Raw genomic sequence first — 26,961 nt, 5'->3', positions numbered from 1 at the left:
CCATGCCTCTTCAGCACCCCCGCGCCCAACTGGCCATGACCGACGTATCGAAGGCGTACGGCGACCGGACCGTCCTCGACCTCGTGTCTCTCACCGTCCGGCCCGGGGAGAAGGCCGGCGTCATCGGCGAGAACGGTTCCGGGAAGTCCACGCTGCTGCGCCTGATGGCCGGAGCCGAGACCCCGGACAGCGGCGACATCACCGTCAGCTTCCCCGGCGGCACCGGGTATCTCGCCCAGATCCTCACCCTCGACCCCCGCAGCACGGTCCAGGACGCCGTCGACACGGCCCTCGCCGGCCTCCGGGCCCTCGAGCGGCTGATCCGGACGGCGGAGGAGCAGATGTCCGAAGGGAACCCCACCGACGCGCAGCTCGCCGCGTACGGGGATCTGCTGACGGCGTACGAGGAGCGCGGCGGATACCAGGCGGACGCCAGGACGGACGCCGCGCTGCACGGCCTCGGGCTGGGCCACCTGTCCCGGGGCCGCGCGCTCGGGACGCTGTCCGGCGGTGAGCAGTCCCGGCTGGCCCTGGCCTGCGTGCTGGCCGCGGCACCGGAACTCCTGCTCCTCGACGAGCCCACCAACCACCTCGACGCGGCCGCCGTCGCCTGGCTGGAGGACCACCTCCGCGCCCACCGGGGCACCGTGGTCGCCGTCACCCACGACCGGGCGTTCCTCGAGCGGATCACCACCGTCATCCTGGAGGTCGACCGCGACCGGCGGAGCGTCTCCCGGTACGGCGACGGATGGGACGGCTACCGCAGGGCGAAGGCTGCCGCGCGCCGCCGTTGGGCCCAGGAGCACCAGGAGTGGCTGGCCGAACTGGCCCGCACCGAGGAACTCGTGAGCGCGGCCGGCCGGCGCCTCGCCGGGACGGGCAAGGACCCCGGGCAGGGCTTCGGCAAGCACCGCAGGTCGCACGAGGCGAAACTGTCGGGCCAGGTCAGGTCCGCCAGGACCCGCCTCGAAGCGCTGCGCCGCTCACCCGTCCCGGCGCCACCACGGCCGCTGCGCTTCACCGCCGACCTCGCTCTCGCCGGTGGGGACGGCTCCCCGGCGGCCGGGGGCGGCGACGCGCCCCCCCTGGCCGAGCTGGAGGCGGTCCGCGTCGGCGATCGGCTGGACCTGCCCTCGTTGCGTATCGAGCCGGGCCGGCGGCTCCTGGTCACCGGGCCCAACGGCGCGGGGAAGACCACACTTCTGCGCGTCCTGGCCGGTGACCTCGCACCGGACGCCGGAGCGGTCCGACGCCGGGGCAGGACCGGCTACCTCCCGCAGGAACTCCCCACGCGGCCGACCCGGCGCACCCTGCTCGCCACCTTCGCCGCCGGCCGGCCGGGGTTCCCCGACGAGTACGAGGACGAACTCCTGGCCCTCGGCCTCTTCCGTCCGGAAGACCTGACCGTGCCCGTGGCGGCCCTCTCCATCGGCCAGCAGCGCAGGCTCGCCCTGGCACGGCTGGTGACCCGCCCGGCGGACCTGCTGATCCTGGACGAGCCGACGAACCACCTCGCGCTCGATCTGGTCGAGGAGCTGGAGGCCGCGCTCGACCGCTACGCGGGCGCGGTCGTGGTCGTCTCGCACGACCGGAGCTTCCGCGGGCGCTTCACCGGCGAACGCCTGGAACTCCGGTCGGGCCGCGCGGTGACGGACCCAGGAATCCACGCCTCGGAGGGGGCGAGCTGCTCGCGTACGTAGGTACGCAGACGCTCGACGGACACCGCCTGCCCGCCACCGCGCATCGTGATCCGCACTGGTGGGCGGCGTTCGCCCGGCAGACCAGGCCGTGAGGTGCAGGGGGTGTCAGGATGTTCGTATGGACGTGCGGAAGAGAAACCGGGTACGGGTGACAGGCCGGGAGAGCGGCCCGGTGGTGATGCTCGCCCATGGTTTCGGCTGCGATCAGAATCTCTGGCGTCTCGTCGCGCCCGCACTGGAGAAGCGCTTCCAGGTGGTTCTCTTCGATCATGTGGGGGCGGGGCGCTCCGATGCGTCGGCCTGGAGCCCCGAGCGGTACTCCACCCTGGACGGTTATGCGCAGGATGTCATCGAGATCTGCCAGGAGCTCGGCCTCGGGCCGGTGACCTTCGTCGGGCATTCGGTCAGTTCCATGATCGGTGTGCTCGCCGCCGTGCAGGAGCCCGGGCTCTTCGAGAAACTGGTCCTCCTCACCCCCTCGCCGTCGTACATCGACGACGGCGACTACCGGGGCGGATTCAGCGAGCAGGACATCGACGAGCTGCTCGAGTCACTGGACAGCAACTACCTGGGCTGGTCCGCGACCATGGCACCGGTGATCATGGGAAACCCGGAGCGCCCCGAACTGGGGGAGGAGCTGACCAACAGCTTCTGCCGAACGGATCCCGAGATCGCCCGTGTCTTCGCGAGAGCCACCTTCCTGTCCGACAACCGGGCGGATCTCCCCGAGGTGACCGTTCCGACACTCATCGCCGAGAGCGCGCGCGACACGATCGCCCCGCGTGAGGTGGGCGCCTTCGTCCACGCGCAGATCCCCGGCAGTGAGCTGGTCACTCTGGACTCGACGGGCCACTGCCCCCAGCTGAGCGCCCCCGAGGAGACCGCCGAGGCGATCATCGCCTTCGTGCAGGGGTCGTGACCGTGCACCCGGGCGGCGACGGGACCGACGGACCGTGGCCGGCGGAGGACCGTGACCAGGCCTTGCCGGCGTTCTCCGCTCTGCTGGAGGACAGCGTGGAGGACCTGTACGAGAACGCGCCGTGCGGCTACCTCTCCACACTGATGGACGGGCGGATCGCCAAGGTCAACGGAACGCTGCTGAAATGGCTCGGCCACCGCCGCGAGGACCTGGTCGGCCACAAATTCTTCTCCGACCTGCTGACCATCGGCGGCAGGCTGTACCACGAGACGCACTTCTCACCGCTGCTGCGGATGCAGGGCGAGGTCAACGGCGTCGCCCTGGAACTCAAGGCCGCGGACGGCACTCGGCTGCCCGTCCTGGCCACCTCCACCGTCAAGCGGGACGGAGACGGCGAACCACTGCTGATCCGCACCACCCTCCTGGACGCCCGGGACAGGCGTACCTACGAGCGTGAGCTCCTGCGGGCCCGGCAGGAGGCCGAGCACGACCGCGAACGCCTGCAACGTCTCGCCACCACCCTGCAGCGCACCCTGATCCCGCCGGCCATCGAACCGGTCCCAGGCATGGAAGCGGCCGCGCATTACCACTTCGCATCCCCCGACGAGGTGGGCGGGGACTTCTACGATCTGTTCCCGCTCGCCGCCGGAGGCTGGGGGTTCTTCATGGGGGACGTGCGCGGCAAGGGCGCGGACGCGGCCGTGGTGACGTCGTTGGCGCGGTACACCCTTCGAGCCGCGGCTGTCTCCGATCCCGAACCGGCCAGGGTCCTGGCCAACCTCAACACCGCGCTCAACCACCAGGTCCAGGAGGACGAACCACTCTTCTGCACCGTGATCTTCGGCCTGCTCACACCCGAGGAGAACGACACCGGATTCCATGTCGTCCTGGCCGGCGGTGGCCACCCTCCAGCCGTGCTGCTCCGGGCCGACGGCAGCGCCGACTACCTGCCCACCCCGGGTGGCCAGCTCGTCGGAGTCGTACCGGACGCGCAGTTCACCACCGCCACCCTGGACCTGCGCCCCGGTGACACCCTGCTGCTCTACACCGACGGTCTGACAGAGGCCCGTACCCGGCACCCGGGTGAGCGCTACGGCGACGAAGCACTCCTGGACTTCGCACGGTCCCTCGCACCCACCTCGGCTCCCGGTGCCGTCGAGGCGCTCACCGGACTGCTGGACTCGTTCGGCGCGGGACTCGACGACGACACCGCGCTCCTGGCGATGAGCGTGCCCCCGGGCGAGCGGTGAGCCGGCCGGCGCGATGCACTCACGAAATCGCCCGCATCCCGGCGTCAGCGATCAGGTCGGGAAGCCCGGCCACCCGGCACCGGGCGCGAACCGTCAGCCGGCCGCGTTGAGGAGGTCGAGGGCGCTCTGCTGGCAGCCGTGGCCCGTGGTGCCGGAACCGCCGGCCCAGTGCGGCCCGTACTGGTCGAGGGGGTTGCGGTCACGGGCGTGGGCGGTGTTCGCCCAGCCCGTCAGGGTCCCGGTGTACGGGTGGTCGCCGAGCTGGGTGTTGAGCCGGCCCAGTCCGCGGACGTAGGCACCCTTGAAGCTGGCGCCGTCATCGGTGCAGGCATCGCTCTCGCTCGGTTCGCGCGGGACCCCGTCGGTCTGCAGCCGTACGGTCGAGGCGTCGGCCAGGGTACGGGCGGTGGTCAGCAGGGCGGAGTCGCCGGTGGCCCGGTACAGCTCGGTCAGACCACCGAGTATCACGCCCTGGTTGTACGTCCACGTCGGCTGGCCGTTGTTGGCGCACGCGTCGCCGAGACCGTCGTTGATCATGTTGCCGCTGTTGATCATGCCGCTGTTCCGGAACCACGACCACTCGGTCTTCGCCCGGTCCAGATACGTGGTGTCGCCGGGGATGCGGTTGTGCAGGGCGGCGGTGAGCTGGAGGAACAGCTCGTTGGTGATCGCGTTCTTGTAGTTGCCGCCGGTGTTCCACCGCACTCCGCCGCCGCAGGTGCCGTTCCAGTTGGCCCACATGTGGTCGGCGTCGGCACGGGCGGTGTCGAGGTAGCGGCTGTCACCGGTCAGGTCGTACGCGGCGACCCAGGCCAGGCCCCACCAGCCGGTGTCGTCCAGGTACTCGTTCCTGAACTGCCCGCCCTGTGCGCCGATGTTCTTGTCGTACGTCTGGGCGATGGCGTACGTGTAGCTGCCCATGCCGGTGATCCGGGCATTGTCGATGATCGCCGTCAGCGCGTTGGCGCCGGTCCACCAGCCGTTGCCGCCGAACAGCTTGGTGGTGCGGTCGTACGACATCATCAGCGCGGTGGCCGCCGCGGTCCGCCGGTCGCCGGCGTTCCAGGTGGTACGCGCCCACGGTGTGCATGCGAGGGCACTGGATGCCTGCCCGCAGGCCCGCAGGGCTCCGACGCCCTGGGTGTTCCAGTCGTCCACGTTGTACATCTGGGTCCGCCAGCCGCTCCGGCCGGACGGGACCGTCGTGTTGCCGAGCCGGCTGCCGTCGGCCCAGGTGCGGCCGCCGTCGAAGCTGCGGTCGAGCCAGACCTCGTCGCCCGCGGCGCCGTTGTCGATGGACGCCCACCCCATGGCGTCGGTGTCGTCGAAGTGCAGCACGACCGAGCGGCCCGAGAGTGCGGCTGTCACCGGCTGCCGGTCCTGAGGGCTCAGGCCCGGATCCCGGGCGTCGCAGTACTTGTTGCACAGAGCAGCGGGAGCGGCCGAGGCGGGCGCCGGTGCGGCCAACCCGATGGATAACGTTGTCATGACGAGGAGGAAGACGCCGAGGGCAGTTCTGCTGAGGTTCATCGAGGCTCCCGAGCCGATCGGACGTGGGGGACTGGCGGCGCGACGAGACGGGCGCGCGCCAGGGAGTCGGGTCGGCGCGTGTCCCGAAGCTAGCCACAGCCTGTCTTCCCGTCAATGGACCGGATGTCGGTGCGGCGTCGCGTCCGCACGGACTTTCCTGGACTTGCCGGTCCATTTTCGGCTCCCTAACGTGCTGAGTGTTTCCACCCGGGCGACGAGCCCACACAGGAAGGTGTCACCCATGCGTGCGATCCGCATCGAGGAGCACGGCGGCCCCGACGTCATGCGCTGGACCGAACTGCCCGACCCGGCCCCCGGAGCCGGCGAAGTACTGGTGCGCCTGGGCGCGGCCGGTGTGAACTACATGGACGTCGGCGCCCGAGCCGAAGGCGGGCCGGGCTGGGCGGCCCCGGCCGTCCTCGGCGTCGAGGGGATGGGGTACGTCGCGGCGCTCGGCGAGGGGGTGCGGGACTTCGCCGTCGGTGACCGGGTGGCCTGGTTCTACCATCCGGGCAGCTACGCCGAGTCGCTTGCCGTCCCGGTGCACTCGCTGGTCAAGGTGCCGGACGGCATCGACGACGAGACGGCCGCAGCCGTGATGATGCAGGGCTTGACCGCCAGCCACCTGAGCACCGAGACCTATCCGGTCGGCCCGGGTGACACGGCCGTGGTGCACGCGGCGGCGGGCGGTGTCGGCCGGCTGCTCACCCAGATGATCAAGGCGCGCGGCGGGAACGTCATCGGGCTGGTCTCCCGCGAGGACAAGGCTCCCATCGCGAAGGAAGCGGGCGCCGACCATGTGCTGGTCCACAGCGGCGGAAACTTCGAGGAGCGGGTCCGGGACATGACCGGCGGCCGCGGGGCCGACGTCGTCTACGACGGCGGTGGTGCGGACACCTTCCGTTCCTCCCAGCTCGCCCTACGCCCGCACGGCGTGCACGCCTATTACGGTCCCTTCATGGGTGTACCGACCCTGAGGCCCACCGATCTGCCCAACAGCATCCTGCTGACCTACCCCGTCGTACACCACCACGTCGCCACGCGTGACGCCCTGGTGCGGCGTACCGGCGAGGTGTTCGACCTGCTCATGGACGGGCGGCTCACCCCGCTGGTCACCGGCCGCTACCCGCTCGCCGACGCGGCCCGCGCCCACGCCGACCTCGAATCGCGCCGCACCACGGGCAAACTGCTGCTGCTGCCCTGACCGCCCACCGGCCCCTGAACGGGCCACCGACGAACCCGCACCGGGAGGACCCGTGCCGCTGACCCGCAAGGGCGCCGCCACCAGGCAGCGCATCGTCGAGGGCGCCGCCGAGCAGATCCGTGAACAGGGGGTGTTCGCGGTGAGGCTGGAGGACGTCATGGCCCGCACCGCGACCAGCAAGAGCCAGCTCTTCCACTACTTCCCCGGCGGAAAGGACGACCTGCTCCTGGCCGTGGCCCGGCACGAGGCGGACCGGGTGATCGAGGACCAGCAGCCGGAGCTCGGCTCCCTCACGTCCTGGGACGCCTGGTTCCGGTGGCGCGAGAAGGTCCTCGCGCGCTACCGCACCCAGGGCAGCGACTGCCCCCTGCACACCGCTCTCGCCCAGATCGGCGGGGCCACGGAGGCCACCGGGGCCGTGGCCGGCGAACTGCTCGACCGGTGGCAGCGGCAGCTCGCCGCGGGCATTCGCCATCTGCAGGCCGAGGGCGGGACCGCCCCTGGCCTGGACGCCGACCGGGAGGCGGCGGCCCTGCTGGCCGGCATCCAGGGCGGCGTGCTGATCCTCATGATCACGGGTGCCTCCACCCACCTGGAGGCCGCCCTCGACGCGGGCATCGCACGCCTGCGCGGTCCGGGCGGTCAGCGGGACCGCTGACCGCCCGGACCTCCAGCGCACCAGAACCCTAGGTATCGCCCCCGCGGGCGCGGCCCTCGCGTACGTGGGCGCGCAACCGTTCCACGAAGACCCGCTGTCCCGCCACCAGCCGTTCGAGGGCGTCGTCCGGTGCGCACCAGGCGAATCTGTCCATCTCGGGGAACTCCCGCAGCACACCGGACCCCCTCGGCCACTCCATGGTGAACGTGCCCGGGGCCGCCTCGTCAGGGTCCAGCTCGGCCTCCACGGCCCATACGGTCACGGTCTTGCCGCCGGACTGGCGTGTCTCTCCCAGAGGCACCCAGGCGCCGTCGGGGAGGGGCAGTCCGAGTTCCTCCTCGAACTCCCGGCGCGCGGCGGCGGCGGGCTCCTCACCGGCTTCGTACTCGCCCTTGGGAATGGACCAGGCCGCCGACTCGCGACGGGCCCAGTACGGTCCGCCCATATGGCCGATCAGGACCTCGGCGTCCGGCCGTCCGTCGTCACCCGCGACGATCCGGAAGAGCAGAAGTCCCGCGCTGCGCTTGACTGTCGACATGTCGTCAAGTGTGCGGGGCGGTGGGGCGGAAGGCCACCGGCCCAGGACCCGAAGGGGAGCGGCGCGGAGCCTCCCGGGGTCACCCCTTCGCCGCGTCCTGTTCCTCCTGATGTCCCCGTTGTCCTCTGGTGCGTCCCACCGAGCGCCGTCATGCTGTCCGCCGACAGCGCTTTCCACGCGTAATCCGCTCCGCACCAGGAGGATTTGTGGGCCTTGGCACCTTCCGCAGCGCCCTGCGGCCGTTCGTGCTGCTGGCGACCGTGGCGGCGACGGCGCTCGGGGCCGTCGCACCCGCGGCGGCCGACTCCACCCCGGACCCCCGCCCGCACACCACCGCCGAGATCCTCAGACCCGTCGCGCCACCGCCGGCGAGCGCCCCGTCCGGCGGGGCGAGATCCGTCGTGGACGGCGACGGCATCGAGACCGCCCGGGCCTCGCGCCCCGTCGCCCCCGGCGTACGTCTGAGCTCTTACGACCGCCTCGAGTCCGACAAGTGGCTGCGGGTCGACTCCCTCTCCGTGGACCTGGGCGGCGGCGGAGTGCGCGCCGACTACCTCTCCTCGGGCAAGGTCGCGGACCGGAGTACGGTCTCCGAGCTCGCGGCCGGGCACGATCCGGGACCGGGCCGCCGTACCGTCGCCGCGATCAACGCGGACTTCTTCGACATCAACCAGACCGGAGCGCCCCAGGGCCCCGGGGTCAAGGACGGCCGGACGGTCCACTCCCCGGCCCCGGGCGTCAACCGCGCGGTGGGCATCGGGCCGCAGAACGCGGGCCGGATCCTGGAGCTGTACTTCGACGGCACGCTGACCCTCCCCTCGGGAGCGCACCCGCTCGCCGCGTACAACGCCGCGAACGTACCGGCCCAGGGCGTGGGTGCCTACACCTCCGCCTGGGGCAGCGCCGACCGCGCGCTGACCGTCGACGACGCGCGGCCCGTCGCCGAAGTGGCCGTGCGCGACGGCAAGGTCGTCTCCGTGTCGGACACCCCGGGATCGGGACCCGTGCCCGAGGACACGGTGGTCCTCGTCGGCCGGGAGGCCGGGGCCGCCCTGCTGACCGCGCTGGAACCCGGTGACCCGGCCGGCATCGCCTACCGGGTACGCACCGACGGCGGAGCCGTGCCGCGCACCGCCGTGGGCGGCCGGGAACTGCTCGTCGTCGACGGGGCGGCGCAGAATCACGACGGCGAGGGCAACAACACCGCGGCGCCCCGCACCGCTGTCGGGTTCTCCGAGGACGGCCGGACCATGCAGGTCGTCACCGTCGACGGCCGGCAGACCGACAGCGGCGGTGTGACCCTCACCGAGCTGGGCGAGATGATGCGCAGGGCAGGCTCGTACAGCGCTCTGAACCTCGACGGCGGAGGTTCCTCGACGCTCGTCGCCCGCGAGCCGGGCAGCGACGCGCTCCAGGTGGAGAACAGCCCGTCCGACGGCAGTGAGCGCACCGTCCCCAACGGCCTCGCCCTGACCGCCCCCGACGGCAGCGGGCGGCTCGAAGGATTCTGGGTCGAGACCCGTACGCCGGCCGGCGCCGCCCCCGGCGACGACCCGGTCGCCGGGGGCCACCCCGAGCGGGTCTTCCCCGGCCTGACCCGCCGGCTCACCGCGGCCGGATACGACGAGACGTACGGACCCGCGGCGGGCGCACCGCGCTGGCGTGCCGTCGACGGGGCGGTCGGCAGCGTCGACGCCCGGGGCACGTTCACCGCACGCCGAGGCGGCACGACCGACATCCGGGCGGAACGGGCGGGCGCCCACGGCGTCACCCGGCTCACCGTCCTCGACCGGCTGGCCCGGATCCGTTCCACCACCGAGCGGGTCGGCCTGGCGGACAAGGAGGCCACCGGTTTCTTCGGCATCGTAGGACTCGACGCCCACGGCACCAGCGCACCCGTCGAGCCGGGAGACATCACCCTCGACTACGACCACACGCTGTTCGCCGTCGACGACGACGGCCGGGGGTCCTTCACCGTGCGGTCACTGACCGGCTCCGGAGCGGGACAGATCAAGGCCACCGTGGCGGGCGTCAGCACGGTCCTCGCGGTGAGCGTCGGTCTCACGGAGCAGACGGTGTCGGACTTCGAGGACGCCGGATCCTGGAAGTTCAGCCAGGCCCGCGCGGAGGGCTCGCTCGCAGCGACGCCGGACGGGCACACCGGCACCGGCCTCCGGCTCACCTACGACTTCACCCGCTCGACGGCGACACGCGCCGCCTACGCCGCCCCGCCGCAGCCGGTGGCCGTGCCGGGCCAGCCGCAGGCGTACACGCTCTGGATCAAGGGAGACGGCAACGGCGCCTGGCCGACCCTGCACCTCAAGGACGCCGCAGGCTCCGACCAGCTGCTGCGGGGGCCGTACGTCACCTGGACCGGCTGGCGGCAGGTCACCTTCGACGTGCCGGCCGGCGCCGCGATGCCGCTGTCCGTGTCCCGCTTCTACCTCGCGGAGACCGCCGCGGCCAAGCAGTACACCGGCGAGATCGTCATCGACGACCTGACCGCCCAGGTGCCGCCCACCGTCGAGCTGCCCGAACAGCCGCGGACGGCGGACCCGTTGATCGACCCCGCGGCCGTCACCGAAGCCCGGGACTGGCAGTTCGCGGTGATGTCGGACGCCCAGTTCGTCGCGCGTGAACCGGACAGCGCCATCGTCCAGCAGGCCCGTCGCACCCTGCGCGAGATCAAGGCGGCGCGGCCCGACTTCCTGGTCGTCAACGGCGACCTCGTCGACGAGGGGTTGCCCGCCGACCTCGCCTTCGCACGCCAGGTCCTCGACGAGGAGCTCGGCGACTCGCTGCCCTGGTACTACGTACCGGGCAACCACGAGGTGATGGGCGGGAAGATCGACAACTTCATCGCGCAGTTCGGCCCGGCCCGGCGGACGTTCGACCACCAGGGGACCCGGTTCCTCACGCTCGACACGTCGAGTCTCAGCCTGCGCGGCGGTGGCTTCGCCCAGATCAAGGAGGTGCGCGCCCAGCTGGACGCGGCGGCGAAGGACCCGTCCGTGGGCTCCGTGATGCTGATCGAGCACGTGCCCCCGCGTGACCCGACCGTGCAGAAGGGAAGCCAGTTGAGCGACCGCAAGGAAGCCGCCCTCGTCGAACGGTGGCTCGCGGACTTCCGGCGTACGACCGGCAAGGGGGCGGCCCTCATCGGCAGCCACGTCGGGGTCTTCCACGCCTCGCACGTGGACGGGGTCCCGTACCTGGTCAACGGGAACTCCGGCAAGTCGCCGGCAGGCCCCGCGGACGAGGGCGGCTTCACCGGCTGGTCCCTGATCGGCGCCGACCGCGTCACGCCCGGCGAACAGTCGGCGGCGCGCCACCGGCCGTGGCGGGGCGGGCCCGACTGGCTCTCGGCGCAGACGCGCGCGCACGTGGACGCCCTGACCCTGGACGCCCCCTCCGTACTCGTCGCGGGGGAGCGGACGAAGGTGGGCGCGCACGTCACCCAGGGCGCGCGGACCGTGCCCGTGGCCTTCCCGCTCAGCGCCGACTGGACCGGTTCGCCGAACGTCCTCGTCGGGGACGCGGATGACGCCCGCCGACGCCACATCGCGACGCTGGACCCCGCCACGGTCACGCTCACCGCCCTCCGGCCGGGTGCCGTCACGCTCGCCGTGACCGTCAACGGCGTCACCCGGCAGGTACAGATCCGGATCGCGGCCGGGGCGGTGGCGCCCGCCGCCTGACGCTCGCGTCCCGCACGGTGACCTGAGCGCGGTTGCCGGACCTGCGCCGGCGCTCCTCCCCAGGGGGGCGCCGGCGCAGGTCTCCTCATGCCTTCCGGTAGCCGTACGCGTCCGTGGCCGCCGCCTCCACGGTGTCGAGGTCGCCCCCCGCCGACGCCGTCACCAGCGCAGCGACCGCGCCCTCCACGAACGGCGCGTCCACCAGCCGTGCTCCGTCGGGCAGTTCGTCGCCCTCCGCCAGCATCGACTTCACGGTGAGGACCGCGCTCCCGAGGTCCACGAGCAGCGCGACCCCGGCACCCCTGTCGACCGTCCTCGCCGCCTCGGCGATCAGCTCAGAACTCGTCCCGAGGCCTCCGGCCGAGGTGCCCCCGGCCGCCGCCACCGGTGCCGTCGCGCCACCGGCCGCGAGCCCCTTGGCCAGCTCGACGACAGCCTCCGCCACCGGTCCGCTGTGCGAGACGAGGACGATCCCGACCTGCTGCGCGTCACTCATGCGCCGCCCCCCGCGCTCGGTCTCGCGGCCTGGACGAGCGCCCCGACGAGCAGCGCCGCCGAGGCTGCTCCCGGATCCTGGTGCCCGATGCTGCGCTCGCCCAGATAGCTGGCCCTGCCCTTGCGCGCCCGGAGCGGCACGGTCGCCAGAGCGCCGGCCAGCGCCGCGTCGCGGGCCTCCTCGAACGAGGAGCCCAGCACCTCGACGGCCGGGAGCAGCGCGTCGAGCATCGTCTTGTCGCCCGCCTGCGCCCCGCCGAGCTGGGCCACCGCGGCCACGCCCGCCCCGAGGGCCTCCGCCAGCTGATCCGGAGTCACCTCCGTCGCGTCGCCCAGCGTCTTCCCCGTACGGCGCAGGAGAGTTCCGTACAGCGGCCCCGACGCCCCGCCGACCGTGGAGATCAGATGACGGCCGGCCAGCGTCAGCACCGCCCCGGGCGCCGCGGGGTCCTCCTTGTCGAGGACGTCGCCCACCGCCGCGAAACCGCGCCGCATGTTGCTCCCGTGATCGGCGTCCCCGATCGCGGCGTCGAGCTCGGTCAGCCGGTCCGACTCACGGTCGACGGCAGCCGCGGTGGCGGCCATCCAGCGACGGAAGAAATCGGTGTCGAGCACAAGATCTCCTGTTCCTCACACACGGTGGAAAAGTCCGTTCACCGGCCCCAGCGGAGCGCGGGCGTCTGTACCGGTGCGTCCCAGAGCCGCACCATCTCCTCGTCCACCTGGCAGAGCGTCACCGAACAGCCTGCCATGTCGAGCGACGTCACGTAGTTGCCCACCAGCGTACGAGCCACCGCCACGCCCCGCTCCGACAGCACCCGCTGCACCTCGGCATTGAACCCGTACAGCTCCAGCAGCGGTGTCGCGCCCATCCCGTTGACCAGCACCAGTACGGGGCCGCTGGGCCGCAGGTCCTCCAGCACGGCGTGGACCGCGACGTCGGCGATCTCCCCGGAGGTCATCATCGGGCGGCGTTCCCTGCCGGGCTCGCCGTGGATGCCGATCCCCAACTCCAGTTCGCCCGGAGGGAGATCGAAGGTCGGGGTGCCCTTCGCCGGGGTGGTGACGGAGCTGAGCGCCACGCCGAAGCTCCGCGAGGACTCGTTCACCCGCCGGGCCATGGACTCCACCCGCTCCAGCGGCGCACCCTCGTCGGCGAGGGCGCCGGCGAGCTTCTCGACGAACAGCGTCGCGCCCGTGCCCCGCCGCCCCGCGGTGAAGGTGCTGTCGGACACCGCCACGTCGTCGTCGACGAGGACCCGGGCCACCTGGACGCCCTCGTCCTCGGCGAGCTCGGCGGCCATGTCGAAGTTCAGCACGTCCCCCGTGTAGTTCTTCACGACGAACAGCACGCCCGCACCGCTGTCGACCGCGGCCGCCGCCCGCACCATCTGGTCGGGCACCGGCGAGGTGAAGACCTCCCCGGGACACGCGGCCGACAGCATCCCGGGCCCGACGAACCCCGCGTGCAGCGGCTCGTGCCCGGACCCGCCGCCGGACACGAGCCCCACCTTCCCCGCCACCGGGGCGTCGCGCCGGACCACGAGACGGTTCTCCGGGTCCACGACGAGTTCCGGATGGGCGGCGGCCATTCCGCGGAGTCCGTCCGCGACGACGGTCTCCGGCACGTTGATGAGCATGCGCAACGGTTCCTCCTGGGGAGAGCAACGGCAGGCCGGTGATACCGGCCGGCCGCCGGCGTGAATCCGGTCCACCGGTCAGGTGCGTACGCCCCCCCAGTATCGAAGAGACCCGTGTGATCGGGAAGCGACGCGTCGGGGGCGTACCACCGAGTCGTCCGCGGCTGTCCGCGCGTCGCCCCCGTCACCCAGGGTCTTACGGTCCGGTGACGCGGGCGTGCCGCACCGCCCTTCCCGTCTCCGGGCGGCCTAGCGTGGCGGCCATGCGTGTACTGGTCACCGGCGGAGCCGGGTTCATCGGGTCCTACATCGTCCGGACTCTCGCCTCCGGCGGGCACGAGCCGGTGATCTTCGACGCCCTGCTGCCCTCCGCGCACGGACCGGCCGCGTCCGGGACCCCCGCGGCCGGACACCCGGTGCCGCCGGGTGTCCGCACGGTCGTCGCGGACGTACGGGACCGGGACGCCGTGGCCGGAGCGCTGTCCGGGGTCGATGCCGTCTGCCACCAGGCGGCGATGGTCGGCCTCGGCAAGGACTTCGCGGACGCCCCGGAGTACGTCGGGTGCAACGACCTCGGCACCGCCGTGCTGCTCGCCGAGATGGCGGTGGCCGGGGTCCGGGACCTGGTGCTCGCCGGCTCGATGGTGGTCTACGGGGAAGGGCGTTACGACTGCCCCCGGCACGGCTCCGTCAGGCCGGGTCCCAGGGCCGTCGCCGACCTCGACGCAGGACGGTTCGAGCCGCGCTGTCCGGCCTGCGGCGCGGAGCTGGTGCCCGGTCCGGTCACCGAAGAGGCGGCCGGCGACCCCCGTAACGTCTACGCGGCGACCAAACTCGCGCAGGAACACCTCGCCGCCGCCTGGGCCCGCGCGACGGGCGGGCGGGCCGTCGCACTGCGCTACCACAACGTGTACGGCCCCGGGATGCCGAGGGACACCCCGTACGCCGGTGTCGCGTCGTTCTTCCGTTCGGCCCTGGCCCGGGGCGAGGCGCCCCGGGTGTTCGAGGACGGCGGGCAGCGGCGCGACTTCGTGCACGTACGGGACGTCGCGGCGGCCAACGCCGTGGCGCTCGCGGCGCTGGGGGAGCGCGCGGCGGGCACCTTCGACGCCTACAACACGGGAAGCGGCACACCGCACACCATCGGCGAGATGGCCCGCGCGCTGTCCGCGGCCCACGGCGGTCCCGCCCCCGTCGTCACCGGCGAGTACCGGCTCGGGGACGTCCGCCATGTGACCGCGGATTCTCGCCGCCTCCGCGACGAGCTCGGCTGGAAACCGGAGACGGAGTTCGACGAGGGAATGCGGGAATTCGCCACGGCGCCTCTGCGGGAGCAAGGGGGCCGGTGACGCCTGGCCGGGGACGGATCAGCCCGATGCGGCCGGGAGGGTGACCTCGAAGCAGCAGCCACCGGCCACGTTCCGTACGTCCGCGCGGCCGGAGTGCGCCTCGACGATCCCGCGGACGATGGCGAGTCCGAGGCCCGCCCCCGCAGGCGGCGTACGGGCCGGGCTTCCCCTCCACCCCGTATCGAACACGCGCGCAAGGTCCTCCTCGGGGATCCCGCCGCACCCGTCGGTCACCGAGAGCACGAGACCGTCGGGTGTGCGCTGCGCGGCCACCGCCACCGTTCCGTCGGCGGGGGTGCGGCGGATCGCGTTGATCAGGAGGTTGCCCAGGACCCGGCTCATCTCCTTGCTGTCCACCTCCACGGGCACGGCGTCCACCCGGTCGCCGACGAGCCGGACCCCGTGTTCACGGGCCAGCGGGTGGGCCCCGGCGAGCGCGTCGCCGATCAGGTCGTGGGCGGACACCCGGGTGGGAGTCAGCGTGAGCGATCCCGCGTGGATCCGGGAGAGTTCGAAGAGATCGCCGACCATGTCGTTCATGCGCTCCACCTCCCTGCGTATCTGCCGCAGATAGCGGCCGGAGTCCGGGGCCATGCCGTCCTCCAGGGCCTCGGACATGGCGCGCAGCCCGGTCAGCGGGGTCCGGAGATCGTGCGAGATCCAGGCGACGAGCTCCCGGCGCGATCTTTCCAGGGCGCGCTCGCGCTTCCGGGAGCTCTCGAGCTTCGAGCTCGTCGCCGCCAGTTCACGGGTGAGCGCGGCGAGTTCCGCGGTGGCCTGCCCCTCCGGGGCCGCGAACGTACCCCCTTCGCCGAAGTCGCGGGCGGCCAGCGTGAGGTCCCGGCTCCTGGCGGCGACCCAGCGGCCCAGCAGCATCGCCGTCGCGAGGGACACGGCGGCCGCCATGGCGACGACGGTCGTCACCACCGTCAGGTCGTGCGGGGAGAGGAACATCGCCCAGGCCACGGTCAGGGTCCCGGCGAGCATCGCCGTCACGGCCACGGCGGCGACGACGGTCAGGGAGACCGCCAGGGTGCGGTGCCGGAGCAGCCTCAGGGCCAGGGCGCCCAGCAGCCCTGCCGCGGCGGCTCCGAGAAAGGCGAGCAGGGCGATCAGCAGGAGGTCGGTCATGTGCTCAGTCCCCGGGAGCGTCGTCGTCCGGCAGATCCATGCGGTAACCGACGCCCCACACCGTCTGGATCAGAGTGGGGCGGGCGGGGTCGCTCTCGACCTTGCCGCGCAGCCGGCGCACATGGACCGTCACCGTCGACAGGTCGCCGAAGTCCCAGCCCCAGACCTCCCGCATCAGCTCCTCACGGGCGAATGCCTGCCCGGGGTGGCTCAGGAAGAACGCGAGCAGATCGAACTCCCGGAGCGTGAGAGCGAGATCCCTCCCGTCACGGGTCGCACGACGGGAGAGCGGCTCCAGGCAGAGACCGGCACCGCCGAGCCGGGCGGGCGAGGACGTCTCAGCCCGCCGCCCCCGGCGAAGCACCGCGTCCACCCGCAGTACGAGTTCGCGCGGGCTGAAGGGCTTGGTCACGTAGTCGTCCGCGCCGGTCTCCAGACCGAGGATCCTGTCGTCCTCGTCCCCCCTCGCGGTGAGCATGATGACGGGCACGGGCCCCCGCGCGCGCATACGGCGGCACACCTCGAAGCCGTCCATGCCGGGCAGCATCAGGTCGAGCACCACCAGATCGGGCCGCAGAGCCGCGAAGTGTTCCAGTGCCGCCGGGCCGTCGTCCGCCCGCCCGACGTCGTAGCCCGCGCGTTCCAGATACCCCGCGGCGACCTCCGCGACCGTCGGATCGTCGTCCACGACGAGAACCCGGCCGTGCGACACGCCGTATCCGCGGCCGTTCGACGAACCGGCGCGGCGGTCCGGAGGGGAGGAGGTGTTCTGCATGGTGCCCACTGTGGCATCGCCGGCCGTTCCTCCGGAGGGCCCCCGGCCGCCACACGGTCGACGTCCATGTTTCGTAAGAACCTGAAGCCCGAAATGCCGGATTCGGCTCCGTAGGGTGATCGGCGTGACCGACTCTGCACCGGCGGATCCCGCCGACCCCATCCGCGCCGACATCGTCCTGCCCTGCCTCGACGAGGCCGAGGCACTGCCCCGGGTACTGGCCCGAGTCCCCGAAGGGTGGCGGGCCATCGTCGTCGACAACGGGTCCACCGACGGATCGGCGGCCGTCGCCCGCTCGCTCGGCGCCACCGTCGTGCACGAACCGCGCCGCGGCTTCGGCTCCGCCTGCCACGCCGGGTTGCTCGCCGCCGAGGCGGAGTACGTCTGCTTCTGCGACTGCGACGGCTCGCTCGACCCGGCCCTGCTCCCCGGCTTCGTCCGGCGGATCGCCGAAGGGGAGAGCGACCTCCTCCTCGGCCGGCGCCGACCCACCGCCCGCGGCGCCTGGCCCGTGCATGCCAGGCTCGGCAACATGGCCCTGTCGGGCATGCTCCGTCGCCGCACCGGCCTCCGGCTGCACGACCTCGGGCCGATGCGGGCGGTACGCCGGGAGGCGCTGCTGGCGCTCGACCTGACGGACCGTCGCAGCGGCTATCCGCTGCAGATGGTGGTGCGCGCCTCGGACGCCGGACTGCGCGTCGCCGAGACGGATGTGCCGTATCTGCCGAGGACAGGGAAGTCCAAGGTCACCGGCACCTGGCGGGGCACCTGGCACGCGGTGCGGGACATGCGTGCGGTGCTGCGGCAGCCTCAGCCGCCGGCCCTGCGGAGCGTCGGGGCGGAGGCAGCCCGATGAGCGCACGGATGCCACCTGCCGGGGCGACGACGCTGCTGGTCATCGCCAAGGAGCCGGTACCCGGCCGGGTCAAGACGCGGCTCACGCCGCCGTTCAGCCCCGGCGAGGCCGCGGAACTCGCCGCCGCGGCGCTCGAAGACACCCTGCGGACCGGACTCACCCTGCCCGCCCTGCGACGGGTCCTGGTCCTCGAAGGGCGCCCCGGCCCCTGGATGCCACCGGGCTACGACGTGCTCCCGCAGAGCGCGGGCGCCCTGGACGAGCGCATCGCGGCGGCGTTCGGCACCTGTACCGGGCCGGCCCTCCTCATCGGAATGGACACCCCGCAGATCGCGCCCTGCCTGCTGGCGCCCGCGCTCTCCCCAGGCGCCTGGGACGGCTGCGACGCCTGGTTCGGACCGGCCGAGGACGGTGGCTTCTGGGCTCTGGGCCTGGCAGCGCCCGACCCCGGCCTCGTACGGGGCGTGCCGATGTCCCGCCCCGATACGGGCGCGATCCAGCGGGCGCGCCTGACCGGCGCGGGCCTCACCGTGCGGGACCTGCCGCCGCTGCGCGACGTGGACACCGCCGAGGACGCGCTGCGCGTCGCCGCCGCCGCGCCGCACGGCCTGTTCGCCTCGGCCCTCTCCCGCCTCGGCCGGGCGGTGATCCGATGAGCACGGTGCTGCCGCCGGCAGGCCCGGCGGCCGCCCCCTGGGCGGCCGATCCGTACGCGCGAGCGCTGACCCGGGGCCGTGGCCCGCTCTTCCTCCGGCGGAAGGACGGGTGGCTCCTGCCGCTGGACATCGAACGCTGGTGCGCGGACGCCGACGCCGCCGACCTGTCGGCGCTCGGCCGCAGCGAGGGGCCGGTGATCGACATCGGGTGCGGACCCGGCCGCATGGTGGCAGCGCTGGCCGCGCGCGGACACCGCGCGCTGGGCATCGATGTGAGCGAGGCCGCCATCGGACGCACCCAGCGGATCGGAGGACCGGCGCTCCGCCGCAGCGTGTTCGAGCCGCTGCCCGGCGAAGGCCGCTGGGGTACGGCTCTGCTCATCGACGGCAACATCGGGATCGGCGGCGACCCCCGGGCCCTGCTCCGCCGGGTCGCCGCCGTGCTGGCGCCGGGCGGACTGCTCATCACGGAGGCCGCACCCCACGACGTGGACGAGCAGGTGCAGGTACGCATCGACGACGGCCGGGGGCGCGCCGGCGCGGCGCCCCACTTCCCCTGGGCCCGTGCCGGGGTGTCCGCGCTGCTCGCATACGCCCGGGCGGAGGAGTGGGAGCCCGTCGATCAGTGGGAGGCCGACGGCCGTCCGTTCCTCGCCCTGCGCCGCGCCCGGACGGCCCGTACGACCAGCCGGAGCGCCGACACGGCGAACAGCGCGGCCGTGATCAGCAGCCAGTTCCCCAGGAACCTGTCGGGGGACATCCCGCTCGCGGGCTCGTAGCGCTCCGCCTGACGTGTGATCAGAGGGAACCACATCAGCAGGAGCAGCCCTGACAGGAGCAGCGGTACGCGTACGGAGTGCACCGGCGACGGCCGGCCGGTGAGGGGGATCCGCAGGGCCCGGTCCGCCGCCGAGTACAGCGGCACCAGCACCAGGTCGTGCACCAGCGCGGCGCCCACGAACCACACCAGGATCATGAGCGTGTCCCCGTCGAGCAGCCGCACCCCCGCGTAACCCGCGAGGGCGAAGGACGAGCCCATCAGCAGCAGGTGCAGCGGCCCTTCCCCGTACCAGCGGCGCAGAATCCGCATCACAGCTCTCCGAACGTCAGTCGGCTCACCCATTTGGTGTTCATCACGCCGGGGGCGGCCGGCACGATGACGCGCGCCGGATAGCCGTGATCCGGTGACAGGGGCTCACCGTTGACGCCCAGCGCCAGCAGCGAGCGCGGGTCGCGCACCTGGTTGTCCCTGAGCGCCACCCTCCGGAACGGCCCGCTTCGCTGGAGGGACTCCACCAGCACCCCGGGCGGGCCGTCCGGGAAGCCGGCGAGTGCGGCCAGATCGCGCAGAGTGACCCCGCGCCACCACTGATCGGACGTCGACCAGCCCTCCACACAGGCGATGGGCAGCGCCGCGCTGCGCTGTTCCATGGACAGGAGATCCGCCCGGGACAGCCGGATCTCCCCGGCCGGTCCGACGACGGTGAGCCGCCAGCGTCCCCCCGTGTCGGCCGGAGCGATGCCCACCGTCGCGGCCGTCTTGTTGATCTGGAAGCCGTTGGGCCCCGGGCCGGGTTCCGCGCCCCCGCGAGGGGTCAGCAGGGCGGTCCGCCGCAGCCCGCCGTCGAAGCTCCGGCCGGCGGAGGTCACCAGGAGGAGCAGCGACCCCGCTCCCACGACGGCGAGGGCGCCGCGCCGGGAGACGGTCGGCGGCGCGGGGCGCGGCGAGGCGAGCTCATCGCTCTCCGCCGTGGCGAGACCGTGGCGCAGGACCCGCAGCGCCCGGGGGAGCTTCAGGCACGTATGGGTGAGGAACGCGGCGAAGAAGACCCACGCCCCGTAGAAGTGCAGGGGATAGAACGACCCGGGGAACAGGTACTCCAACTGGATGTTGAGCAGTCCCGTGACGAATTCGAAGAGCGCCCCGCCCACGAGCAGCAGCAGCGACAGGCGCTCCAGGGCATGCCCGGCCGACCGCGCCGGCGGCAGTGCGAAGAGCTTCGGGATCACCGACCACAGCTTGGCCAGGAGCACGGGCACGAGAACGATTCCGAGGGTGACGTGGATCCCCTGGGTCAGCCGGTACAGCCAGTGAGGACCGGTGGGCCAGTCGAACAGGTAGAAGCCCAGCCACCCCTTGGCCGGTGTCTTGTCGTTCACGGCCGCGAGATCCGGGTTGTACGCCGCGTACGACAGAAGGCCCGTGACGAACAGCAGGGTGATGCCGGCGAGGAGCACCACGCCGAGCACGGCCGTGAACCGGACCCCGCGTACCGGGCTGCGCCAGAAGGCCGGCTCCGTGGGCGGAGGGAGGCCGGGGGAGGGGAGGAGTGCACCGGTTCGCCGGCGTCTGTCGCGCATGTGCCGACGTTATGCCGGAGAGGACGCTCCCAGGAGCGTACGACTCCTGACGAAAGTCTGACGTCGGTGCTGCGGGGCGGATCACCCGCCGCGGGATCTGACGGTTGTGTGACGCGGCGGCGTCGCACCGTCCGCCGCACCAACCTGATGCGTAGCGTGCCCGCGTGACGACCGAGGAACGCAGCGACCGCATCCGGCCCGCCGAACCCGCAGTGCCCACCCCCGCCACCGGACCCGCCGGCCGCCGGCGGGACCTCACGGCCGCCGCGGCGGGAGTCCTGCTGGTGGCCGTGGCCATAGCGGTCGGATGGGTGATCCAGGAGGGCGACGGCAGCCTGCAGGTCCACTGGCCGCCGCTCCTGGCCTCCTGGGATCCGCACGTCGGCCCCGGTACACCGGCCGCCGTGGCGGTGGCGGTGGCGGCCGTCGCCTACGGGCCACGGCTTGCGGTCCGGCTCCCCTGGCGTCGGCTGCTGCTCACCTGCTGGGCCACATCGGTGGCCTGGATCCTCTCGCTCGCCCTCATCGAGGGCTGGTACCGGGGGATCGCGCGCAGACTGACCACCAAGCACGAGTACCTGCGAGTGATCGACCGCTTCGACGACATCGGCGCCGCCCTGCGCGGTTTCACCGACCACATCGTGATCGGCCCCCCGGGCAACTGGCCCGCCCACGTCGCCGGCCATCCCCCGGGCGCCACCCTCACCTTCGTCGGCCTGGACCGCGCGGGACTCGGGGGCGGCGCCTGGGCGGGCATGTGGTGCATCGTGCTCGGCGGCTCAGCCGCTGTGGCCGTCATGGTCGCGCTGCGCGCCCTGACGGATGAACACCTCGCCCGGCGCGCGGCTCCGTTCCTCGTCCTCGCCCCCTTCGCCGTCTGGACCGGCACCTCGGCGGACGGCTACTTCGCCGCGGTCGCGGCGTGGTCCGTGGCACTGCTGGCCCTCGCCGCGACCCGCACGACCCGGCACCCGGCAGCCGCCGCGCTGGGCTCCGGACTGCTGTTCGGACTGACCTGCTACCTCAGTTACGGTCTGACGCTCATCGCGGTCCTGCCGGCGGCCGTCCTCGTGCTGACCCGGACGGCACGCCCGCTCGGCCCTCTCGCGCTCGGCGCACTGGTCGTACCCGTGGCCTTCACCCTGGCGGGCTTCAACTGGTGGGAGGCCTACCACCTCCTCGTCGAGCGCTACTACCAGGGCGCCGGCGGGACCCGCCCCTACTCCTACTGGGTCTGGGCGAACCTCGCCTGCACCACGCTCGCCGCGGGACTCGCCACGGTCGCCGGTCTGCGCCGCGCGGCAGGGGCCGCCCCCGCCGCCGTACGCGGACTGCGTCCGGGCACCACGACGGCCGCCCAGCGACTGGCACTCCTCACCTCGGCCGCGCTCCTGGCCGTCGCCGCCGCGGACCTGTCCGGGATGAGCAAGGCGGAGACGGAACGCATCTGGCAGCCGTTCGTCGTGTGGCTGATGCCTGCCGCCGCTCTGCTTCCGGACACCGGCAGACGCGGCTGGCTGGCCGCCCAGGCGGCCGTCGCCCTGACCGTCAACCACCTTCTGTGGACCGGGTGGTGAGCGACGCCGGCGGCAGGCACCACCCGCGCCGACCTCAATCGCGCACGCAGAGCTCCCGGTCACTCAGCCACTGGCCGAACCAGTCGCTCAGCGGGAGGGTGAAGCACCAGCCGGAGTCGTTCGTGTCCGGCGTGGGCGTCGTCGGCGTCGGCTTGTCGGGCTTGGGCGTCTCCGGCGTCCCGCTCGGGTCCGGCGCGGGAGCCGAGGGCCCGGTCGCGTCCGGCAGTCCGCTCAGCATCTCGCGGAACACCCGGGAGGACTCGGGGTTGTCGGCACACTGCCACACCCCGTGCGGGCAGTAGTCGGTGATCGTCTGGTAGACCGGCTTGTGCCGCTCCATCCACTCCAGCATGCGGCGCATGTACTCGGGGTTGTCGCCGTTGCGGAAGAGTCCCCACTCCGGGAACGAGATCGGTTTGCCGTGCTCGGCCGCGAAGTCGACCTGCTTCTGCAGACCGTACGGCTCGTTCACCTGCTCGTCGAAGGTCCGCGCCGGAGGCTGGTCGTAGGAGTCCATGCCGATGATGTCCACGACGTCGTCGCCCGGATAGCACTCCGTCCAGGGCACGGCGTCCCGCCCCCTGCTCGGAGCGAAGTCGAAGCGGAACTCCTGGCCGGACACGGACCGCATCGTCGTGACGATGCGGTTCCAGTACGCCTTCCACGCGACGGGATCCGGACCGCACCGGTGGGTGTACGTCGTCCCGTTCATCTCCCAGCCGAGGACGATCACCGTGTCCGGGACGCCCAGCAGGACCAGGCGCTCGGCCAGCCGCCGGAAGTGCTCGTCGAACTGCCCCTCGGCGCCGGCCCGCAGCAGACCGCGGACCTCCTGGTCGGAGACGTGCTCCTCGTTCCGCTCCAGCATCGGCGTGTTGAGCACGAACATCCGGTCCTCGGCCGCTTTCCGCCAGGCCGCCCACGAGGCGAGGAAGCCGGGGCGGCCCGCGATGTTCTCCCACAGGTCGCCCGGCAGATAGCTGTGCCCGACGCGCAGCTCCGTACCGCCGAGCCAGCGGGACAGCTCTCCCATCCGCTCCACGCCCTTCGGCCCGTAGTCCAGATAGGCGCCGATCGCGGTCGTCGTCACCGGCTCCGGCGCCTGCTGCGCCGTGCCCTTGCCGGCCTGGATGTCCGCGGTCTCACGGTCGGCGAGGACCGCGCCACCGACGAGGAGGCAGAGCGCGGTCGCCCCGACGCCGAATGTGATGAGACGGCGCTGTACGGCCACGGCTTCTCCTTGGGTTACGTCCTGTCCCCGACCCTGTCGACCCTAAGGAGAAAGATTCAACAATGGGCTGCGGGGCCGCCCGTGAATAGCCCATTCGCGACACGCGCAGGTTCAGAGCGGACCATTCGGGTGACACCTTTCGAAGGTGAAAGGAAGGGAGCCGACGCGATTGTCGAAATTCGAATGGACCAGGCCCGGTCCGCCCGAAGTCCGGACCCCTCCCAGGCGAGTGAGCATTTCGCGGAAGAGCGCCTTCATCTCCAGTTTCGCCAGATGGGCCCCCAGGCAGTGGTGGGGGCCTCCGCCGCCGTATCCGAGGTGCGGATTGGGCGACCGGGTGATGTCGAAGGCTCCGGGGTCGTCGAAGACGGACGCGTCGCGGTTGGCGGACGCGTAGAGGAGTACGACCTTCTCCCCGGGCAGAAAGGTGTGACCGCCGAGCGTGCATTCGGCCGCCACCGTCCGGCGGAACTGGATGATCGGCGTCGAGTGGCGGACGATCTCGTCCACCGCGCCGTCGGCGTAGCGGTCGAAGTCGGACTCCAGGAGGGCCCGCTGCTCCGGATGCGTCGTGAGCAGGACCAGACCGTGGGCGATCGCGTTGCGGGTGGTCTCCACCCCCGCCACGAGCAGCAGCGAGAAGAACGCGCCGAGCTGACGCGAGGACAGGGCCTGTCCGCCGACATCCGCGCGGACGAGCGCCGAGATCACGTCGTCCTCCGGGACACGGCGCCGCTCACGGGCGATGCCCGCCATCTCCAGCTGCATGCGGGCCAGGGAGCGCAGGCCGCGCCCCGGGACACGGAGCCGCGCACGGCCACGCCTCTGTACACCGACGTACTCCGACGCGTGGTCGATCCGCGCCGCGATGCGGGCCCGGTGGCGCGTGGGGATGCCCATGAGGTCGCAGATCACCTCGAAGGGCATACGCGAAGGCGCCGAGCGCATGAAATCGCCCGGTCCTTCCGTGATCACCTCGTCCACCAGCCGCCGGGCGACGGCGCCGATGTTCGCCTCGGCGGCCGCGAGCAGCCTCGGTGTGAAGGCGCGGGAGATGGTCCTGCGCAGCCCCGCGTGCTCGGCGCCGTCCATGTTGACCATGGAGTTGCCGAACACCGCCTTGGCCCAGGGCGCCGGCTCCGGAGTGGTGACACCGGGGGCGCTGGCGAAGACCTGCGGCTGCCGGCTCGCCGCCCTCACGTCCGCGTGCTTCACCAGCGCGTAGAACGGCGTACGCGACCCCGTACGAGGGGTGAAGCGGACCGGCGCGTCGAGTTCCCTCAGCCGGGCGAACTCCGAGAGCCGCTCGGACCGTGGCAGTCGCCAGAACGCCGGATCCGCCAGATCGGCACCGGCCGTCCCTCGTACGCGGACCGTGGGCACCTGTGTCGGCGCGTTCATTCACAACCTCCGGGAGTTCGGACGGCCATGCTGACCCGGAGGACGGCGCCGCGCGGCCGACACGGCCGTACCGCACCGCGGAATTCCCACGGTCGCGTGATGCCCTGTGGACGAGAACCGTTCACGCTCCGTCTCGTTGCCCACTCGGGCGGGACACCTCGCAGGAGCGGACGAGAGGGAGGCAGACCCACCATGAACCCGACCGACGCCACCGGCGGGCAGCCGCCCGGCGCCCCCCGGCCGGCCCGCCGGGCGGTACTGCGCACCGCCTTCACCGCGGCCGTGATCGCGGGCACCGGCGGCGCGCTCGCCCCGGTGATCCTCGAGGAACCGGAGCCCGGAAGCCCTGCCCAGGAGCGCGGAGCCGTGGGGCCCGAGCGCTTCTCCGAGCTGTACAAGGGCCGCGAGATCCGGGGCGCGGCCACGGCCACGGTGCCGGCCGGCGCGCAGCCGTACGCCGTCGAGGCCGGAGCCGTCGCGGCGGCGTCCGGCACCGAGGTCAGCGTCGACGGGAGGGTGCTGCACGTGATGCGGCGCGCCGACGGGAGCTATCTGAGCGCCGTCAACCACTACGAGTCGTTCCCCACACTCCTCGAGACGGCCCGCGCGGCGGTGGACGAACTCGGCACCGCCCAGTTGGCGGCAGCCTCCCCGCACACCATCTGAGCCCCTAAGGACGAGCACGCGTGTACAGCCGCAAGAACCAGCGCGATCTCACGCGCACCGAGAAGAAGCGCCTGGTCGACGCGATCCTGGAACTCAAGCGATCGGGCCGGTACGACGACTTCGTCAGCATGCACCGGGAGTTCTACGTCACCGACTCGGAGAGCAGGCCCCGGCCCGCCCACATGACCCCGTCCTTCTTCCCCTGGCACCGCAGATACCTCCTGGAGTTCGAGAAGGCGCTGCGGGCCGTCGATTCCCGCGTGTCGGTCCCGTACTGGGACTGGACGCGGGACAACACGGCGAAGGCGTCCCTCTGGGCGGAGGACTTCCTCGGCGGCAACGGCAGGCCGGGCGACCGGCAGGTCATGACCGGACCGTTCGCCTACCGGCAGGGGAACTGGCGGATCCGCGCCGGAGTGACCGACGACCCCTTCCTGCGGCGCAACTTCGGCCGGCCCTCGGCGCCCGTCACACTGCCCCGGCCCGCGGACGTGGAGCGCGCGCTGCGCGATCCGGTGTACGACGCCGCGCCCTGGAACAGCGTCAGCACCACCGGTTTCCGCAACAGGATCGAGGGATGGGGCATCAGGGGCGGCCGCGGCGTGGCCAACCACAACCAGGTGCACCGCTGGATCGGCGGGTCGATGGCGGGCGCCGCGTCACCCGACGACCCCGTCTTCTGGTTGCACCACGCCTTCATCGACCTGCTGTGGACCCGCTGGCAGAAGGCGCATCCGCGCTCCCGCTACCTGCCGGCCCGCGCGCTCCCCGCCGAAGACCCGCAGCGGGACCGGATCTTCGCGTACGACCGGCCCATGCCCCCGTGGGACGTGACGCCCTCACAGCTCATGGACCACACCCGGCTCTACCGGTACGTCTGAGCGCCGCCTGCCGAAAGCGGCCGGGCCCTCCCCCTCCGCGTCGCGCGCGGAAGGGGAGGGCCCGGACGGTGCGTGGGGGAGATCAGTGGCCGTAGCCGTACTCGCCGTTGTCCTCGTGGCTGTCCGACACGTTGGCGCAGGTGTTGCCGAACGCCGGGTTCAGCAGAGCGATCACGTTCACCGTGTTGCCGCACACGTTGACCGGGATGTGAACCGGCACCTGGACGGCGTTGCCCGAAAGGACACCGGGGGAGTGGGCCGCGACGGCCTCCGCCCCGGAGTCGGCGGTAGCCATGCCGGCACCGCCGGCGATCAGGGCACCGGTACCTGCCATGACGGCGGCCACCTTCGAGATACGCGACATCAGTTCTCCTTGAGGGGTTCGAAGCCGGCCGCCGAGCGTGCGGCCGGTATGCCCTGACAACGCGAAACTCGACAGACGGTA

Annotated in this window: 24 protein-coding genes; 13 read left to right on the top strand and 11 right to left on the bottom strand. The window is 72.5% G+C overall.

Features of this window, described 5'->3' with window-relative positions; translation table 11 throughout:
• Positions 1 to 2 precede the first annotated feature (2 nt).
• From abc-f to ACIP63_RS15825, 3 genes are all read left to right on the top strand, one after another.
• Complete coding sequence (abc-f, locus tag ACIP63_RS15835; protein WP_401515795.1) at positions 3 to 1,700, top strand: ribosomal protection-like ABC-F family protein; 1,698 nt, start codon at positions 3 to 5, stop codon at positions 1,698 to 1,700.
• A 118-nt stretch (positions 1,701 to 1,818) separates the two neighbouring features.
• Positions 1,819 to 2,619, top strand: coding sequence for an alpha/beta fold hydrolase (locus tag ACIP63_RS15830; protein WP_401515793.1), 801 nt, complete (start codon positions 1,819 to 1,821; stop codon positions 2,617 to 2,619).
• Positions 2,616 to 3,869, top strand: a complete 1,254-nt coding sequence (locus tag ACIP63_RS15825) for a PP2C family protein-serine/threonine phosphatase (RefSeq protein ID WP_401515792.1) — start codon at positions 2,616 to 2,618, stop codon at positions 3,867 to 3,869. The genes ACIP63_RS15830 and ACIP63_RS15825 overlap by 4 nt, the downstream gene beginning before the upstream one ends.
• A gap of 93 nt (positions 3,870 to 3,962) precedes the next feature.
• Here ACIP63_RS15825 and ACIP63_RS15820 read toward each other — a convergent pair whose 3' ends face one another.
• The gene (locus ACIP63_RS15820) at positions 3,963 to 5,357 is read right to left on the bottom strand and encodes a glycoside hydrolase family 76 protein (protein ID WP_401516910.1); all 1,395 of its coding nucleotides are present in this window, start codon (positions 5,355 to 5,357) and stop codon (positions 3,963 to 3,965) included.
• Between the two features lie 283 nt (positions 5,358 to 5,640).
• On the opposite strand from ACIP63_RS15820, the gene ACIP63_RS15815 reads away from it, so the two are divergent.
• Positions 5,641 to 6,603 (top strand): quinone oxidoreductase family protein, encoded by a 963-nt coding sequence (locus tag ACIP63_RS15815; protein ID WP_401515789.1) that lies wholly within the window; start codon positions 5,641 to 5,643, stop codon positions 6,601 to 6,603.
• 52 nt (positions 6,604 to 6,655) lie between these two features.
• A complete protein-coding gene (locus tag ACIP63_RS15810; protein ID WP_401515786.1) occupies positions 6,656 to 7,261 on the top strand; it encodes a TetR/AcrR family transcriptional regulator in 606 nt (201 codons plus the stop codon).
• A 28-nt stretch (positions 7,262 to 7,289) separates the two neighbouring features.
• On the opposite strand, the gene ACIP63_RS15805 is transcribed toward ACIP63_RS15810, so the two are convergent.
• On the bottom strand, positions 7,290 to 7,799 hold the full coding sequence (locus ACIP63_RS15805; RefSeq protein ID WP_401515783.1) for an NUDIX domain-containing protein: 510 nt from the start codon (positions 7,797 to 7,799) through the stop codon (positions 7,290 to 7,292).
• 206 nt (positions 7,800 to 8,005) lie between these two features.
• On the opposite strand from ACIP63_RS15805, the gene ACIP63_RS15800 reads away from it, so the two are divergent.
• The gene (locus tag ACIP63_RS15800; protein WP_401515780.1) at positions 8,006 to 11,497 is read left to right on the top strand and encodes a phosphodiester glycosidase family protein; all 3,492 of its coding nucleotides are present in this window, start codon (positions 8,006 to 8,008) and stop codon (positions 11,495 to 11,497) included.
• An 85-nt stretch (positions 11,498 to 11,582) separates the two neighbouring features.
• Here ACIP63_RS15800 and ACIP63_RS15795 read toward each other — a convergent pair whose 3' ends face one another.
• Genes ACIP63_RS15795 through dhaK form a run of 3 tightly spaced genes read right to left on the bottom strand, consistent with a single transcriptional unit; the run spans position 11,583 to position 13,638 of the window.
• A complete protein-coding gene (locus ACIP63_RS15795) occupies positions 11,583 to 11,993 on the bottom strand; it encodes a PTS-dependent dihydroxyacetone kinase phosphotransferase subunit DhaM (RefSeq protein WP_401515777.1) in 411 nt (136 codons plus the stop codon).
• The gene (gene dhaL / locus ACIP63_RS15790; protein ID WP_401515776.1) at positions 11,990 to 12,607 is read right to left on the bottom strand and encodes a dihydroxyacetone kinase subunit DhaL; all 618 of its coding nucleotides are present in this window, start codon (positions 12,605 to 12,607) and stop codon (positions 11,990 to 11,992) included. The genes ACIP63_RS15795 and dhaL overlap by 4 nt, the downstream gene beginning before the upstream one ends.
• Positions 12,608 to 12,645: 38 nt before the next feature.
• Positions 12,646 to 13,638, bottom strand: a complete 993-nt coding sequence (gene dhaK, locus ACIP63_RS15785; RefSeq protein WP_401515773.1) for a dihydroxyacetone kinase subunit DhaK — start codon at positions 13,636 to 13,638, stop codon at positions 12,646 to 12,648.
• A 257-nt stretch (positions 13,639 to 13,895) separates the two neighbouring features.
• On the opposite strand from dhaK, the gene ACIP63_RS15780 reads away from it, so the two are divergent.
• Positions 13,896 to 14,981: an NAD-dependent epimerase/dehydratase family protein gene (locus ACIP63_RS15780; protein ID WP_401515771.1), complete on the top strand. Its 1,086-nt coding sequence runs from the start codon at positions 13,896 to 13,898 to the stop codon at positions 14,979 to 14,981.
• Between the two features lie 18 nt (positions 14,982 to 14,999).
• On the opposite strand, the gene ACIP63_RS15775 is transcribed toward ACIP63_RS15780, so the two are convergent.
• Together ACIP63_RS15775 and ACIP63_RS15770 are read right to left on the bottom strand one after the other, a co-directional pair.
• Complete coding sequence (locus ACIP63_RS15775) at positions 15,000 to 16,112, bottom strand: sensor histidine kinase (RefSeq protein ID WP_401515768.1); 1,113 nt, start codon at positions 16,110 to 16,112, stop codon at positions 15,000 to 15,002.
• A gap of 4 nt (positions 16,113 to 16,116) precedes the next feature.
• Positions 16,117 to 16,887 carry a response regulator transcription factor gene (locus ACIP63_RS15770; protein WP_401515765.1) on the bottom strand — a complete coding sequence of 257 codons (771 nt, stop codon included), beginning with the start codon at positions 16,885 to 16,887 and terminating at the stop codon, positions 16,117 to 16,119.
• Between the two features lie 124 nt (positions 16,888 to 17,011).
• Between ACIP63_RS15770 and ACIP63_RS15765 the strand changes: the two genes are divergently transcribed.
• Genes ACIP63_RS15765 through ACIP63_RS15755 form a run of 3 tightly spaced genes read left to right on the top strand, consistent with a single transcriptional unit; the run spans position 17,012 to position 19,178 of the window.
• Positions 17,012 to 17,743 carry a glycosyltransferase family 2 protein gene (locus tag ACIP63_RS15765; RefSeq protein WP_401515763.1) on the top strand — a complete coding sequence of 244 codons (732 nt, stop codon included), beginning with the start codon at positions 17,012 to 17,014 and terminating at the stop codon, positions 17,741 to 17,743.
• The gene (locus ACIP63_RS15760) at positions 17,740 to 18,399 is read left to right on the top strand and encodes a DUF2064 domain-containing protein (protein ID WP_401515760.1); all 660 of its coding nucleotides are present in this window, start codon (positions 17,740 to 17,742) and stop codon (positions 18,397 to 18,399) included. Before ACIP63_RS15765 ends, ACIP63_RS15760 begins: the two co-directional genes overlap by 4 nt.
• On the top strand, positions 18,396 to 19,178 hold the full coding sequence (locus ACIP63_RS15755) for a class I SAM-dependent methyltransferase (protein WP_401515757.1): 783 nt from the start codon (positions 18,396 to 18,398) through the stop codon (positions 19,176 to 19,178). The genes ACIP63_RS15760 and ACIP63_RS15755 overlap by 4 nt, the downstream gene beginning before the upstream one ends.
• Positions 19,179 to 19,488: 310 nt before the next feature.
• Here the strand turns inward: ACIP63_RS15755 and ACIP63_RS15750 are convergent, their stop codons facing one another.
• Positions 19,489 to 20,760 carry a molybdopterin-dependent oxidoreductase gene (locus tag ACIP63_RS15750; protein WP_401515754.1) on the bottom strand — a complete coding sequence of 424 codons (1,272 nt, stop codon included), beginning with the start codon at positions 20,758 to 20,760 and terminating at the stop codon, positions 19,489 to 19,491.
• 164 nt (positions 20,761 to 20,924) lie between these two features.
• Between ACIP63_RS15750 and ACIP63_RS15745 the strand changes: the two genes are divergently transcribed.
• On the top strand, positions 20,925 to 22,337 hold the full coding sequence (locus tag ACIP63_RS15745) for a hypothetical protein (protein ID WP_401515751.1): 1,413 nt from the start codon (positions 20,925 to 20,927) through the stop codon (positions 22,335 to 22,337).
• Between the two features lie 34 nt (positions 22,338 to 22,371).
• Here the strand turns inward: ACIP63_RS15745 and ACIP63_RS15740 are convergent, their stop codons facing one another.
• Both ACIP63_RS15740 and ACIP63_RS15735 read right to left on the bottom strand, forming a co-directional pair.
• Positions 22,372 to 23,568: a glycoside hydrolase family 26 protein gene (locus ACIP63_RS15740; protein ID WP_401515748.1), complete on the bottom strand. Its 1,197-nt coding sequence runs from the start codon at positions 23,566 to 23,568 to the stop codon at positions 22,372 to 22,374.
• 111 nt (positions 23,569 to 23,679) lie between these two features.
• Positions 23,680 to 24,969, bottom strand: coding sequence for a cytochrome P450 (locus tag ACIP63_RS15735; protein ID WP_401515746.1), 1,290 nt, complete (start codon positions 24,967 to 24,969; stop codon positions 23,680 to 23,682).
• A 192-nt stretch (positions 24,970 to 25,161) separates the two neighbouring features.
• Here ACIP63_RS15735 and ACIP63_RS15730 point away from each other — a divergent pair, with 192 nt between their 5' ends.
• Together ACIP63_RS15730 and ACIP63_RS15725 are read left to right on the top strand one after the other, a co-directional pair.
• On the top strand, positions 25,162 to 25,635 hold the full coding sequence (locus ACIP63_RS15730) for a tyrosinase family oxidase copper chaperone (protein ID WP_401515743.1): 474 nt from the start codon (positions 25,162 to 25,164) through the stop codon (positions 25,633 to 25,635).
• Between the two features lie 20 nt (positions 25,636 to 25,655).
• Entirely contained in the window at positions 25,656 to 26,516 is an 861-nt protein-coding gene (locus ACIP63_RS15725) for a tyrosinase family protein (protein WP_401515740.1), read from the top strand.
• Between the two features lie 82 nt (positions 26,517 to 26,598).
• Here the strand turns inward: ACIP63_RS15725 and ACIP63_RS15720 are convergent, their stop codons facing one another.
• Complete coding sequence (locus ACIP63_RS15720) at positions 26,599 to 26,880, bottom strand: chaplin (protein ID WP_401515737.1); 282 nt, start codon at positions 26,878 to 26,880, stop codon at positions 26,599 to 26,601.
• Between the last annotated feature and the right edge of the window lie 81 nt (positions 26,881 to 26,961).

It is taken from the genome of Streptomyces sp. NPDC088746 (genome assembly GCF_044751065.1).
Taxonomy (GTDB): Bacteria; Actinomycetota; Actinomycetes; order Streptomycetales; family Streptomycetaceae; genus Streptomyces.
This window is presented reverse-complemented; position numbering and strand designations above follow the sequence as displayed.